The sequence below is a fragment of the Candidatus Enterococcus ikei genome (assembly GCF_017316105.1).
Classification (GTDB): Bacteria; Bacillota; Bacilli; order Lactobacillales; family Enterococcaceae; genus Enterococcus_L; species Enterococcus_L ikei.
The window spans coordinates 133,038-147,629 of record NZ_JAFLWD010000006.1 but is presented as its reverse complement, the minus strand read 5'-3'; the positions used below and the strand labels follow the sequence as shown (position 1 = coordinate 147,629).

The following is a 14,592-nucleotide window of genomic DNA, read 5'->3' as shown; positions in this document are numbered from 1 at the left end:
GAATGGGAAATTATCTTGGCTCTACAGAACAACAACAACAACAAATGCTTGAAACAATTGGTCTAAAAAATATGAGTGAGCTCTACCAAGATATCCCCAAAGAAATGCTGGTGGAAAAACTTGATATCCCAGCTGGAAAATCAGAGTTTGAGGTTCGGCGTATTTTGGAAAATATGGGCAAGAAAAATAAAGTATTCTCAACTATTTTTCGTGGTGCTGGTGCATACAATCATTATATTCCTGCGATTGTTAAGCAAATTTCAGCAAAAGAAGAGTTCATGACATCTTATACACCTTATCAGCCTGAGATCAGTCAAGGCTTGCTGCAGTCTATTTTTGAATATCAAACCATGATTTGTGAAATAACTGGAATGGATGCAACGAATGCTTCTGTTTATGACGGAGCAACGGCCACAGCTGAAGCAATCAATATGTGTTTAGAGAAAAAACGTTTGAAAGTCTTGATTTCGGAGACCACAAACCCGATGACGATTCAGACGGCGTTAACATATTTTAGTTCTAGAGATATTGAATTTGTGAGGATTCCAGAAAAAAATGGGCTGACTGATTTGTCTGTTTTAAGAGAACAGTTGGATGATACAAGTGCTTGTTTTATTGTTCAACAACCAAATTATTATGGTGGAATTGAAAACGTTGAAGCCATGGCAGAATTGGTTCATGAGGCTAAAGCTAAATTTATTATGAATGTAAATCCCGTGGCAAGTACAGTTTTACAGACTGCTGGGGAAGTCAATGCAGATATTGCTGTTGGAGATTCACAGCCATTTGGCTTACCGTTGGCTTTTGGTGGTCCTTATATTGGTTTTATTGCGACTAAAGAGAAGATGATTCGTAAATTACCTGGGCGTATTGCTGGTGAAACAGTAGATGAAGCTGGCAATCGAGCGTTTGTTTTGACCTTGCAAGCACGTGAGCAACATATTCGTAGAGAGAAAGCAGCATCGAATATTTGTTCCAATCAAGCTTTATGTGCGTTAACGAATGCAGCTTATATGAGTACGATGGGTGCTAGAGGTATTCAAGAAGTGGCTGGGCAATGTTATAGTAAAGCTCATTACTTAGCAGATCAATTAGGTCTAATACAAGGTGTTGAACGAACCAATGACAGTCCTTTTTTCCATGAGTTTACAATGACTTTTCCTGTAGCAGATACCGTTATACTATCCAAATTAGAAGAACACGATATTCTTGGCGGTTATCCGACTGATCAAGGGCTATTATGGTGTGTAACGGAAATGAACACGAAAGAGCAAATGGATGAGGTTGTATCATTGGTAAAGGAGGCGTGTAATCAATGAAATTGATTTTTGAACGCAGTGCGGAAGGCTACTATAATGAAATGATTTCCCCTTGTGATGTGCCGACTATTGCACTTCCAGATGAAATGAAACGTAAAAAAACACTACATTTACCATCACTGCCTCAACCGGAAATCAGCCGCCATTATACAGAACTAGCAAATGCTACTTTTGGGATCAACGATGGTTTTTATCCGTTAGGCTCATGTACAATGAAATACAATCCTAAAATCAACGATGAAATGGCTACCTATCCAGCTTTTGCATCTATTCATCCTTTACAGCCGGAACATACTGTTCAAGGCTCATTAGAAGTCTTTACCATGGCGGAAAGTCTACTAAAAGAAATCACTGGCATGAATGCGATTACTTTTCAACCCGCAGCAGGTGCACATGGTGAGTTTACGAGTTTATTGATGATCAAAGCCTATCATGAAAGAAATGGCCAGCCACAAAGAAATAAAATTATTGTACCAGACTCGGCTCACGGAACAAATCCTGCTAGTGTGGCAATGACTGGTATGACCACCGTCAATATTCCTTCTGATAAATACGGCTGTGTTGATATTGAAGCGTTGAAAGAAGCTGTGGGTGAAGATACGGCTGGGTTGATGCTGACTAATCCAAATACAGCAGGTATTTTTGATAAGAATATTTTAGAAATCACGAAGATTGTTCATGATGCTGGTGGGCTGAATTACTATGATGGAGCGAATTTGAATGCCATTATGGGTGTTGCTCGACCGGGTGATATGGGCTTTGATATTATTCATTTGAATTTGCATAAAACTTTTTCCACACCCCATGGCGGTGGCGGTCCAGGTTCAGGTGCTGTTGGGTGTAAAGCGATATTAAAACCTTTCCTACCTAATTATTATCCAGTAAAAAATGGAGATAAAATCACATTTACAGAACCAGAACATTCAATTGGAATGGTCAAAGGATTCTATGGCCAATTTTCAGTATTTTTACGTGCGTTGACTTATATATTATTTTTAGGATCAGAAGGAATTTCTTCAGCTTCTAAAGGTGCGGTATTGAACGCCAATTATATGCTTCATGAATTAAAAGATATCTTTGAAGTACCGTATGGCGAGACGTGTATGCATGAATTTGTTATCAGCTTGGATAAATTGAAAAAAGAAACAGGGATCACGGCTTTAGATATGGCTAAAGGGATTTTGGATTATAAGATGTATCCGCCGACAATGTATTTCCCTTTGACGGTGCCGGAAGCGCTAATGATAGAGCCGCCTGAAACTGAGTCAAAAGAACGAATGGATGACGCGATCAAGGTTTATCGTAAGCTATATGAAGCTGCCCATAAAAATCCAGAAGCATTTCACGAATATCCGCTGCATGCTCAAATCCATCGAGTGGACGAAGTTAGAGCAGCGAGACATCCAATCGTTCGTTATGATTTTAAGACGGAGTGAAAAGAGGAGTTGAAAAGGTGAGGTATGATCTAATTGTAATTGGTGCAGGTCCTGGCGGTTATGTGGCAGCAATCAAAGCTGCCCAGCTGGGAATGAAAGTAGCTATAGTTGAAAGTGATCGTGTTGGCGGTACTTGTTTAAATCGAGGCTGTATTCCAACGAAAGCTTTGTTACACTCTGCTGAAATTGTTCATGAGGCAAGAAATGCTGGCAAAAACGGCATTCATATCAGTGATATTCGGATCGATATGGATGAAATCTATGCCCATAAAAACCAAGTAGTCGATAATCTGGTTCAGGGAATTGAAAGCTTAGTTAAGGCAAATAACATTGAATTGATTAGTGGAAAAGCTAAAATCATAAGCGCTGATTCAGTGGATGTTGCAGGCGTAATATATAAAGCCGCAAAAATACTGATTGCAACAGGTTCAAAACCTGCATTTCCACCAATTCCTGGTAGTGATTTGTCAGGTGTATTGACAAGTAATGAGCTTTTAGCACAGCCAAATAATTATAAGCAATTGACGATTATTGGCGGTGGTGTGATCGGTGTAGAATTTGCAACTATTTTTAATGCATTGGGCTGTGAAGTAACGATTATCGAAACGGCGGATACCTTACTTCCCAATTTTGACAGTGAGATTTCCAAAAAATTAGCAATGGTTTTGAAAAAACAAGGAATCAAAATAGCGACCAAATCGATTGTTACCAGCATTACCAAAGAACAACAGTTGACCTGTAACTATACTATTAAAGGGAAAGAAAGCTCAGTCACAAGTGATGCTGTTTTGATTGCTACAGGTCGAAAATCGAGTTTTGAGGGAATATTTGCACCTAACTTAAATATAACAATAGAAAACCAAAGCATCTGGGTAGATGACACATTTGAAACATCGATCAAAGGAATTTATGCTATTGGAGATGTCGTAAGTCGTGGAGAACAACTGGCGCATGTTGCTTCGGCGCAAGGTGTAAATGCTGTTTTGGCAATGAATCAGCAATCACCAGAGTATGACTTAAATAATAGCCCATCTTGTATTTATACAACACCCGAAATTGCCTCTGTTGGCATTACAGAAGCTGAGGCAAAAGATCAAGGAATCTCAGTGAAAATCGGTAAATATACTATGGCTGGAAATGGAAAAACAATGATTGCAGGGACTTCGTTAGGATTTATCAAAGTTGTTGCTGAGGAAAATAATAACAAAATTATTGGTGCTCAGTTAATGTGTGATCGAGCAACTGATATGATCAGTGAATTTACAACTGCGATCGTTAACGGTTTAAAGATTGATGAAGTGACTGCAATTATCCATCCACATCCAACGTATAATGAAGGCGTGGGAGAGGCTTACGAAAATCTCCAAGGCTTGGGCATCCACACAATACCGAAAAAATAACAGAAACATGGCAAATAATCTGAAATGTTTGGTACTATAATAAGAGAAGCTTCTTATCGTTAGCTTTGGTTGATTATTGGTTGATAAAAAATACGAATGCTCGATTTATTTTACAAAGCCATCAAAAGTCGCTTAGTTTTAAAAGAAGAGGAGAAAAAATAATGCTGACAGAAAAACAAAAAGGATTTGCCGATAGCTTAGAAGAAGAACTGATTCAAATTAGAAGACATCTTCATCAGAATCCAGAGATTGGAATGGAGTTGCCGAATACGGTTGCTTTTGTAAAAGAAAAACTCACAGAATATGGCTACGATCCCCAACCTTGTGGAAAATCTGGTGTCACAGCATTAGCTGGTAAAAAGAGTGGGAAAACATTTTTATTACGTGGCGATATGGATGCATTGCCGATTCGAGAATTAACTGATTTACCATTTAAATCTGAAAATGGTTATATGCATGCTTGCGGACATGACATGCACACAACAATGATGTTGGGAGCGGCTAAACTATTAAAAGAATTTGAAGATGAATTAGAAGGGCAAGTAAAATTACTATTTCAACCAGGTGAAGAAATTCTTTCAGGTTCAAAAGATTGCATCGAAAATCAGGTATTAGAGAATCCTAAAGTAGATGCAGGGATGATGATTCATGTTTTTCCTTTTAAAGGACTTAAAGCTGGACAAATCATGCCGACACCCGCAGGAACGTTTATGGCCAGTGCGGATTGGTTTGAGATCAATATCAAAGGACGAGGCGGACATGGCTCTCAACCAGAGACATCGATCGATCCAATCAATGTAGCGGTCCATATTTATACAGCTTTACAAGAACTTTCAGCTAGAGAGATTGGCTCGGAAGAACGTTTTGTTTTAACTATCGGTGAATTTACTGGAGGAACTCCAGGCGCTTCAAATATTATTCCCGAAACAACAGTGATGAAAGGAACCTTGCGGACATTAAAAGAAGAGGTACGCACGCAAGTTAAAGAACGCATGACAGCAATGGCTGAAAATATTGCCAAGGCCTTTCGCGCAGAAGCAGAAGTCGTTTTCACGAATGGCTGTACTACGAATGTGAATGATCCAGACTTGACAGCATTTACTAAAAAATCATTAACAGAGACTTTTGGAGCTGATCGAATCGTTGCGATTCCTACATCAACGCCACTTATGGGCAGTGAGGATTTTGGCGAAATCAGTCAATTGATTCCAACGACAACTGTTCTTTTGGTTGCATCAGAAGAAAATATCAATCTGCATAATCCAGCGATTGTTTTTGATGAATCTGCCTTGGTAGAAGGTGTAAAAGTGTATACAGATACAGCGATGTCTTGGTTGAAAAAAGGCTGACATTATTAAAGATATGGTGAAACGGAGGGGAAAATGTGGTCAAATCAGATATTGAAATTGCGCAAGAAGCAACGATGCTGCCAGTCACCAAAGTGGCAGAAAAAATCGGATTGAATGAAGATCAATTTGAATTATATGGAAAATATAAAGCAAAAATTGAAGTTGAAAAAATTAAAGCAGATAAAAATGGGAAAGTCATTTTGGTCACAGCAATTACGCCAACGCCAGCTGGTGAAGGGAAAACAACAACTGTTGTTGGCTTAGGGGATGCTTTAAATCGAATCGGAAAAGATACGATCATCGCTTTAAGAGAGCCTTCTTTAGGGCCAGTTTTTGGGATCAAAGGAGGAGCGGCAGGCGGCGGCTATGCTCAAGTTGTGCCTATGGAAGATATCAATCTGCATTTTACAGGGGATTTTCATGCCATTGGGGCGGCAAATAATTTGTTAGCAGCAATTATTGATAACCATATTTTTCAAGGGAATGAGCTAGGCATCGATAATCGCCGAATCACTTGGAAAAGAGCGGTGGATATGAATGATCGTCAATTAAGACATATCGTTGATGGTCTAGGTGCTAGGGTCAATGGTGTCCCTAGAGAAGATGGATTTGAAATCACAGTTGCCTCAGAAATCATGGCAATTTTATGTTTATCCAATGATATCGAAGACCTAAAAGAAAAACTAGCCAATATCATTATCGGCTATACTTATGACAATCAGCCAGTTACAGCCAGAGATTTAAATGCACAAGGTGCAATGACTGCTTTGTTGAAAGATGCGATCAAACCTAATTTAGTTCAAACACTAGAAAATAATCCAGCGTTGATTCATGGCGGACCGTTTGCAAATATTGCTCACGGCTGTAACAGTGTAATCGCAACGAATACAGCTAAAAAATTAGCAGATTATGTCGTGACAGAAGGTGGGTTTGGTGCCGATTTAGGAGCAGAAAAATTTATTGATATCAAATGTCGAAAATCTGGTATTCGTCCTTCAGCAGTTGTAGTAGTTGCAACTGTTCGCGCGTTAAAAATGCATGGCGGTATACCGAAAGATCAGCTAGGTGTTGAAAATGTAGCTGCTTTAACAAAAGGCTTACCGAATCTATTAAAACATATCGAAAACACAACGACTGTTTTTGGCTTACCAACGGTTGTTGCAATCAATAAGTTTCCTACAGATACAGATGCAGAACTTGAGCTGGTAAAAAAAGAATGTGAAAAACGCAATGTAAATGTGGTTCTTTCAGACGTTTGGGCGCATGGTGGTGCTGGCGGTGAAGAATTAGCCAGAGAAGTTGTTCGTCTATCAGAGCAGGAAAATCATTTTTCATTTGCTTATCCAGATGAATTGTCGATCAAAGAAAAAATTAGTGCAATCGTAGAGAAAGTTTACGGTGGGAATGCTGTTCGCTATGAACCGATTGCTGAAAGAGAAATCGCTAAATTGGAAAAACTTGGATTTGGTCATTTACCGATTTGTATGGCTAAGACGCAATATTCATTTTCAGATGATCAAACAAAATTGGGAAGACCAACTGACTTTACGATAACCATCAGTAATATTAAAATATCAGCAGGTGCAGGATTTATTGTGGCTTACACAGGAACCGTGATGACGATGCCTGGACTACCGAAAAAAGCCGCTTACGAAAAAATCGATGTTGATTCTGATGGGAAGATCGTTGGTTTATTCTAAGTTGAAGAGTACAGTAGACGAATAAGAAATACCTCAATGATTCTAATGATCGAATCGTTGAGGTGTTTTTAGGTTAAAATAAATCTATATGTGTCTTGACACCTTTCGTTTTTTCTCGTAAAATAAACAATACCAGATATGTCAAGACACGTCGGAGGAGAAAATGAAAAAGAATTCAGTCAGACATTTAACGATTGCCGCTTTATTGGTTGCGATGGGGATTATTATTCCCATGGTGATGCCGAGAATCACCATAGGACCAGCTTCTTTTACTTTAGCTAGTCATGTACCATTATTTCTAGCGATGTTTTTTTCGCCAGGTGTAGCGGTTGCGGTAAGTTTAGGAACAGGATTTGGTTTTTTCTTATCAGCGACACCAATTATTGCTTTAAGAGCACTTTCTCATTTGTTATTCGCAGTAATAGGTGCACGTTATTTGCAGAAGCATCCTACAATTGTTTTATCTAAAAATAAAGTTGTTTTCTTCAATGGGCGATTTCAGCTATTCAATTTAATGATCGGCTTAATACATTCTGCTGCAGAATTAGCTGTAGTAAGTGTTTTTTATACAATGGGGAATATGCCGGAAACTTATTATACACAAGGATATATATACTCGATCTTTTTATTGATGGGACTTGGCGGACTGATCCATAGCTTAATCGACTACAACATTGCTTATTTTGTGGCAAATGCATTAAGTAAACAATTTGATATTCCAGTATTTAGTCAAGCTAAAAAATTGGAACAAGTAAAGGTGGACAATCTTCCCCAAGAGATTGAACCACAACAATAAAAAATGAGCAGCGGACAAATTCGCTGCTCATTTTTTATTATCTAAGGTAATTTGATGACTTGTTCAGTTTCTGGATCGAAGAAGTGAGCTTTACTAATATTAAAAGCTAAATCAACCATTTCTTCAGGTTTATGGAAATCACGAGCATCCACTTTTGAAATAAATTCTGTGTCACCTAATTTTGTATAAAGCATTGTTTCAGCACCTAATAGTTCTGATACCACAACCTCAGAGCGGACGACAGCATCATTCATTGTATCTAAAGCAACTTGTTCACTGTGAATATCTTCAGGTCTAATACCAAAAATAACTGGTTTGCCTTCATAGCCTTTTTCAACTAATAATTTGTTTTTTCCTTCTGGAATTATTAATTCTAATCCATGTCCGTCACGAATGACTCCGTTGTTTAATGTAACGTTAAAGAAATTCATGGCAGGGGATCCGATAAAGCCTGCGACAAAGATATTATTCGGTGTATTGTAGACTTCTTTTGGTGACCCGATTTGTTGAATAAAGCCGTCTTTCATGATAACGATTCGGTCTGCCATAGTCATTGCTTCTGTTTGATCGTGAGTAACATAGATAGTTGTGGTTTCTAAACGACGATGTAATTTAGCAATTTCAGCACGCATAGCTACCCGTAATTTTGCATCTAAATTGGATAAAGGCTCATCCATCAAGAAGACTTTTGCGTCACGAACAATGGCCCGACCTAAAGCAACACGCTGGCGTTGTCCACCAGATAATGCGGCAGGTTTACGTTTTAAATATTCAGTCAATCCTAAAATTTCAGCAGCATTTTCTACCCGTTGTTTGATTTCAGCTTTGTCATATTTACGAAGTTTCAACCCAAAAGCCATGTTATCAAAAACAGTCATATGTGGGTAAAGGGCATAATTTTGGAAAACCATAGCAATGTCTCGGTCTTTTGGCGCAACATCATTCATTACTTTATCACCGATTGACAGTTCACCTTCTGTGATATCTTCCAAGCCTGCAATCATGCGTAGCGTTGTTGATTTACCGCAGCCAGAAGGACCTACAAAAACAATGAATTCACGGTCTGCAATTTCTAAGTTAAAATCTGTTACAGAATAGTTTTCTGCATTATCATATTTTTTATAGACATTTTTTAACGCCATTTCTACCATTGTCGTCACTCTTTTCTTTTTTATTATATTCATAGTATAAATGAAAGCGCTGTACACTCTCAACGGAAGGTTGCACAAGAAAAAATTCATTTTTTCGTCAAAGTGACAAATCCCAAACAATCCTTTGTCTTTATAGTAGAAGAGTTTGTTATAATAGGGAAAATAAGTGAATTGAGGGATCAACGATGAAAATTGCATTGATAGCGCATGATCGAAAAAAAGATTTAATGGTCAAATTGACCTTGGCATATCAACCGATATTAAAAGAGCATGAACTATTTGCTACAGGAACGACTGGTTTGAGAATTTCGGAAGCTACAGGTCTGCCAGTACATCGGTTTAAATCAGGACCTTTAGGCGGTGATCAGCAAATTGGAGCCATGATTTCAGAAGATAAGCTGGATATGGTGATTTTTTTACGAGATCCATTAGCAGCACAACCACATGAGCCTGATGTTACGGCATTGATTCGGTTGAGTGATGTTTACGAGATTCCTTTGGCGACCAATATTGGAACAGCTGAAATTTTATTGAGAGGATTGCAAGCAGGTTTTGTAGACTTTAGAAATGTAGTTCATGAATCAGACAATAAGCCCTTGTTTTTCTGATGAAATTTCGCCAAAATTCGTTGCAGCAACGTGGGGAATATGCTATATTTCCTTTAGGCTTAGGCCTAAATAAAACAGAGTAGGAAATAAAGCGTTAAGTGCTGAAAGGATGGGATGTTGCCTTTCGGACGAAGAATATATGAGAAAAGTGATCTAGCTGTATGAACTAGCTTCTCGGAAAAAAGATGAATAATGCTAGTGGTAAAAAGCGTCACAAATAGTATTCCCTATTTTTCAGTTGAAGCTGAATGAGTTCATTCCGCTTTTCAGTGATCTAGCTGCACGAACCATCTCTTTAGGAAAATAGATAAAGTATCAGTGAAACGAAAAGCGTTTCAATGCTACTTTCCTAATTTTCAAAAGAGATAAGCGGTTCGTTCCACTTTTCATTGATCTAGCTGCATGAAGCAGCCTTTGAGGAAAGTAGATAATCTTCACATGGAACAAAAGACGTTCCAAGTTCAGATTCCTAACTTTCTAAAAGGCTAAACGCTTCATTCCGCTTTTCTATATTCGCGGTTTTGTTTTCGCATTCGCTGCATATTTTGTGTAGCAGCTCTTAGAGGAGATGCTAGAAATGAAGAAAAGAAAAATTGATACACGGACCATTACGTTGATGAGTTTATTGATTGCGTTAATGGTGGTTTTTACACGATTTATTTCGTTTGAAACCCAATTTTTACGAATTAGTTTGACCTTTATTCCAGAATCATTGATGGGAATTCTTTTTGGGCCATTTTGGACAGGAATCGGTAGTGCCGTAGCGGATACAGTCGGTATGCTGTTATTTCCTAAAGGACCTTATTTCCCTGGATTTACGTTGAATGCGTTTATCTCTGGTGCGATTTATGGTTTCTTCTATTATAAGAAAGAATTAACTTGGAAAAGAGTAATTATGGCGACTTTATCAGTTACCTTGATTATTCACATGTTCCTAACCCCGTTATGGCTTGGTTTAATGTATGGTGTAAATATTTCCAATCTCGCTTGGTGGGCGCCTAGAATCGTGAAGAATATTCTGTTTTTCCCGATACAAGTAGTTGCTACCTATTATTTAGGGAATAAAGTTCCTTATAAGCAATTTTTGAATAGATCATTAACCAATTTTAAATAAAAAAAGACCTCAAACTTTCCTACATCCCAAGGAAGTTTGAGGCTTTTTGTTTCTTATACTTGATTTTTAAATTGAGCTTCATATAAGGCGTGATAATAACCATCTTTTTTCTGGATCAATTCATCATGACTCCCGATTTCTACCACAGAACCTTGTTCCATGACTAAAATTTTGTCTGCATTTTTGATCGTTGAAAGACGATGGGCAATCACAAAGCTTGTTCGTCCGTCCATCATTTGTAAAAAAGCATCTTGAATATTTTTTTCAGTCAAAGTATCAACAGAACTGGTTGCTTCATCTAAGATCAACATCGGGGGATTACTGATCATTGTTCTGGCGATCGTCATTAATTGCCGTTGCCCTTCAGAAATTTTGATCCCACTAGCACCGATCATTGTATCTAATCCTTTAGGCAAACGAGTTACAAAATCAAAAATATAAGCTTTTTTCATAGCTGTTTCGATTTGCTCATCCGTTGCTTCAGCGTTTCCATAAGTCAGATTATCACGAATAGTGCTGTCAAATAACCAAGTATCTTGCAAAACCATCCCAAAACTTTTACGTAAGCTATCTCTAGTGACTTGAGTAATCTTATGACCATCAATTGAAATTTGGCCGCCATCAACTTCATAAAAACGCATCAGTAAATTGACTAAGGTTGATTTACCAGCGCCTGTTTTCCCAACAATTGCGATTGTTTCACCAGGAGAGGCTGTCAAATTAAAGTCTTGGATCAATGGTTTTGTTGGTGTATAAGCAAAATCTACATGATCAAAAACAACTTTTCCTTCGACATTAGTTAAAACAAAGGCATGCTTTCCATCTGGTTTTTCTTCTGATTGGCTGATGATTTCAAAAGTACGATCTAATCCAGCTAGAGCTGTTTGGATTTGTGTAGTGATTCCTGACAACTCGATAAAAGGTTTAGAAAACTGGCTGGAGTAGATCGTGAAACTGGAAATCACGCCAATCGTAATAGCTGAATTACCGCTTAATAATAATAATCCGCCAACAAGACCAATCGATAAATAAGCTAAGTGGTCAATAAAGCGAGAAAGTGGATTTGTTAGAGACGATGAAAATTGAGCTTTTTGTCCTCGCACATACAATTGTTGATTCAATGCTTCAAAGTGTTGCTGAGAGACTTGCTCTTGTTGAAAAGCCTTAACGATTTTTTGATTACCAACCATTTCAGAAACATAGCCAGAAATTTCACCCACGATTTTTTGTTGAGCAGAAAAGTTTTTCTGAGACGATTTTGCAACGACCCAGTTGACTAGAAAAATGACTGGCGTTGAAATCAAAACGACAGCTGTGAGTATGGGACTAAGTTTAAGCATAAAGAAAAATGCGATGATCACCACAGATAGTCCAGAAAATAACTGGTTAAAAACAGCTGAGCAGGCAACCGAAATATTGTCCATATCATTAGTAAAACGACTAACGATATTTCCATGAGAAGTCTGGTCATAATAATTTAAAGGTAGGCGATTTAAATGTGCAAAGGCATCTTTTCTTAGTTCTGCAACGGAAAGATAAGACACACGATTTCCTAAGCGCTGGATCAGCCATTGACTGCCAACGGTAATGATCAAAATACCAGCTAACGTACTAAGGAGCTGCAGGAGACGTGAAAAATCAACGTGACCTTGTGCAACCATTGTATCAACAGATTTTCCCATGTAATAAGTCATCAAAACAGTTGTTAAACCGCTAAGAATACCAAGAAAAACGGCAGCAATCATTTCCTTAGGATAACGGAGTAAATAAGGCATGAAGCGATTAAATGAGTTGTTGGCAGTTTTTTTCGTCATCATGTTTAATCTTCCTCCTTTTGTGAAGCAACGATTTCTTGATAGGCTGTGGAATGTTGTAACAATTCTTCATGAGTACCCAGCCCAACTTGTTTGCCGCTAGATAAGACTAAAATTTGATCTGCCTGTTGAATCGAGCTGATCCGCTGAGAAATCAAAATCAAGGTTGTTTCAGTTAAATCTTGTTGTAGAGCTGTTCGTAAGTTTAGATCGGTTTGATAATCTAAGGCGCTTAAAGAATCATCTAGAATTAGTATATCTGGCTTACGAATCAACGCACGAGCAATCGTCAATCGTTGTTTTTGCCCGCCAGAAAAGTTTTTACCGCCTTCATATACAGGTGTATCTAAACCTTCACTTAGATTTTCGACGAAATCTTTACATTGAGCGGTTTCCAAAGCTTGCCAGCACTCTTCGTCAGTCGCACTAGTTTTGCCCCATTGAAGATTTTCTCTAATTGTACCAGTAAATAAAACCGCTGTTTGAGGTGTAATCGCAATTTTTTTGCGTAGTTTTTCTATAGACCAGTCACGCACATTGATACCATCGACAAAGAGATTGCCTTCGCTCGTATCATAAAAGCGCGGAATCAATTGAGTTAGTGTACTTTTTCCTCCACCAGTCGGTCCAGTGATTCCTAGAATTGAGTTTTTGGGGATCTTTAATGAAATATCTGTCAAAGCCAATCCTGCTGTCGGTTGATAACGGAATGATACATGATCGAACACGATTCCTTCTGATTGATTCTCAGAAGCTGTTTTATCGAGATCTGGTTGAATACTAGGAACGACAGAAAGTACTTCCTGAACTCTTGATGCAGAGGCTGAAGCGCGTGTAAAAATGATTACTAAATTTGAAACTACGATCAATGCAAGCAACATCTGATTCATGTAATTGATCAAAGCCAACACTTCACCTTGTTGTAATCCACCAATTTCGACTTTAATTCCACCAAGATAAAGCAAAGCCAAAATGCCAAGGTTCATTACTAAGGTGGTAGCAGGAGTCAGCAAGGCTGAAATATTAGAAACACGAATATAAATAGTAGAAAGATCATCCGTTACTTCATTGACATGCTTTTCTTCTGTTTGTTTTCTAGCAAATGCTCGGATGACCCGAACACCGCTTAGATTCTGACTAATTTGTCGGTTTAATAAATCTAGTTTTTCTTGAACTTTTTTATACATCGGCACGGTCGTTTTTATAATGAAATAAAGAATTAGACAAAAAATCGGTAACATGAGTAGAAAAATCAAACCCATTTGTACGTTGATATAAAAAGCCATAATAACTGAACCAATACTTAAAAAAGGTGCTCGAATCACGAGACGGATCAACATCGCCAATGCTAACTGTAATTGATTGATATCGTTTGTCATACGTGTGATCAATGTGTCGGTTCCAAAGCTGTTCAATTCAGCATGTGAAAGCTGATTGATTTTCTTCATCAGTTGATTTCTCAGCTCTGTTCCAAAACCTTGTGAAGCAATTGAAGAATAGTACTGGCAAATCAAAACACAAATTAGCCCAATAACTGACATTAGAAACATCCAACCAGCCATCTGGACAACATAAGACCAATCATTATTTCGAATACCTTGATCAACTAAACGAGCCATAAATAATGGCAAAACTAATTCAAAGCAAGCTTCTAAAAATTTAAAAAATGGACCAAGAATAATTTGCTTGCGATACTTCTTTGCATATTTCAGTAATTGGATCATAGGTTCCTCCTTGATTTAAAAATATAGCGGACTTGACCAGTTTCAACTTAAAAATAAATAAAATCAACTGAGACGATTTTTGCCTCATTCAATCTTCAGCATTTTTCCGAGAAGTCCGTAAAGTTAGATAGCACAAAAGCTAGAGTTGCTTCGTTCACTTCACTCTGTAATGTCTATAGCC

General features: G+C 38.0%; 11 protein-coding genes and 1 riboswitch. Of the genes, 8 read left to right on the top strand and 3 right to left on the bottom strand.

Features of this window, described 5'->3' with window-relative positions; genetic code table 11:
- Positions 1-2 precede the first annotated feature (2 nt).
- From gcvPA to JZO69_RS02435, 6 genes are all read left to right on the top strand, one after another.
- Positions 3-1,319 (top strand): aminomethyl-transferring glycine dehydrogenase subunit GcvPA, encoded by a 1,317-nt coding sequence (gene gcvPA / locus JZO69_RS02460; protein WP_207111318.1) that lies wholly within the window; start codon positions 3-5, stop codon positions 1,317-1,319.
- The gene (gene gcvPB, locus JZO69_RS02455; RefSeq protein WP_207111317.1) at positions 1,316-2,755 is read left to right on the top strand and encodes an aminomethyl-transferring glycine dehydrogenase subunit GcvPB; all 1,440 of its coding nucleotides are present in this window, start codon (positions 1,316-1,318) and stop codon (positions 2,753-2,755) included. Before gcvPA ends, gcvPB begins: the two co-directional genes overlap by 4 nt.
- A gap of 17 nt (positions 2,756-2,772) precedes the next feature.
- On the top strand, positions 2,773-4,155 hold the full coding sequence (gene lpdA / locus JZO69_RS02450) for a dihydrolipoyl dehydrogenase (protein WP_207111316.1): 1,383 nt from the start codon (positions 2,773-2,775) through the stop codon (positions 4,153-4,155).
- Positions 4,156-4,316: 161 nt separating this feature from the next.
- Positions 4,317-5,504, top strand: coding sequence for a M20 metallopeptidase family protein (locus tag JZO69_RS02445; protein WP_207111315.1), 1,188 nt, complete (start codon positions 4,317-4,319; stop codon positions 5,502-5,504).
- Between the two features lie 35 nt (positions 5,505-5,539).
- A complete protein-coding gene (locus tag JZO69_RS02440) occupies positions 5,540-7,204 on the top strand; it encodes a formate--tetrahydrofolate ligase (protein ID WP_207111314.1) in 1,665 nt (554 codons plus the stop codon).
- A 163-nt stretch (positions 7,205-7,367) separates the two neighbouring features.
- On the top strand, positions 7,368-8,000 hold the full coding sequence (locus JZO69_RS02435; protein ID WP_207111313.1) for a hypothetical protein: 633 nt from the start codon (positions 7,368-7,370) through the stop codon (positions 7,998-8,000).
- 41 nt (positions 8,001-8,041) lie between these two features.
- Here the strand turns inward: JZO69_RS02435 and JZO69_RS02430 are convergent, their stop codons facing one another.
- Positions 8,042-9,151 (bottom strand): ABC transporter ATP-binding protein, encoded by a 1,110-nt coding sequence (locus JZO69_RS02430; RefSeq protein ID WP_207111312.1) that lies wholly within the window; start codon positions 9,149-9,151, stop codon positions 8,042-8,044.
- 185 nt (positions 9,152-9,336) lie between these two features.
- On the opposite strand from JZO69_RS02430, the gene mgsA reads away from it, so the two are divergent.
- Both mgsA and JZO69_RS02420 read left to right on the top strand, forming a co-directional pair.
- On the top strand, positions 9,337-9,759 hold the full coding sequence (gene mgsA / locus JZO69_RS02425) for a methylglyoxal synthase (RefSeq protein WP_207111311.1): 423 nt from the start codon (positions 9,337-9,339) through the stop codon (positions 9,757-9,759).
- 73 nt (positions 9,760-9,832) lie between these two features.
- A riboswitch (THF riboswitch) is annotated at positions 9,833-9,921 on the top strand.
- Between the two features lie 415 nt (positions 9,922-10,336).
- Positions 10,337-10,873 (top strand): folate family ECF transporter S component, encoded by a 537-nt coding sequence (locus JZO69_RS02420; RefSeq protein ID WP_207111310.1) that lies wholly within the window; start codon positions 10,337-10,339, stop codon positions 10,871-10,873.
- Positions 10,874-10,926: 53 nt separating this feature from the next.
- Here the strand turns inward: JZO69_RS02420 and JZO69_RS02415 are convergent, their stop codons facing one another.
- Positions 10,927-12,690 (bottom strand): ABC transporter ATP-binding protein, encoded by a 1,764-nt coding sequence (locus JZO69_RS02415; protein ID WP_207111309.1) that lies wholly within the window; start codon positions 12,688-12,690, stop codon positions 10,927-10,929.
- Positions 12,691-12,692: 2 nt separating this feature from the next.
- Positions 12,693-14,411 (bottom strand): ABC transporter ATP-binding protein, encoded by a 1,719-nt coding sequence (locus JZO69_RS02410; RefSeq protein WP_207111308.1) that lies wholly within the window; start codon positions 14,409-14,411, stop codon positions 12,693-12,695.
- Positions 14,412-14,592 lie beyond the last annotated feature (181 nt).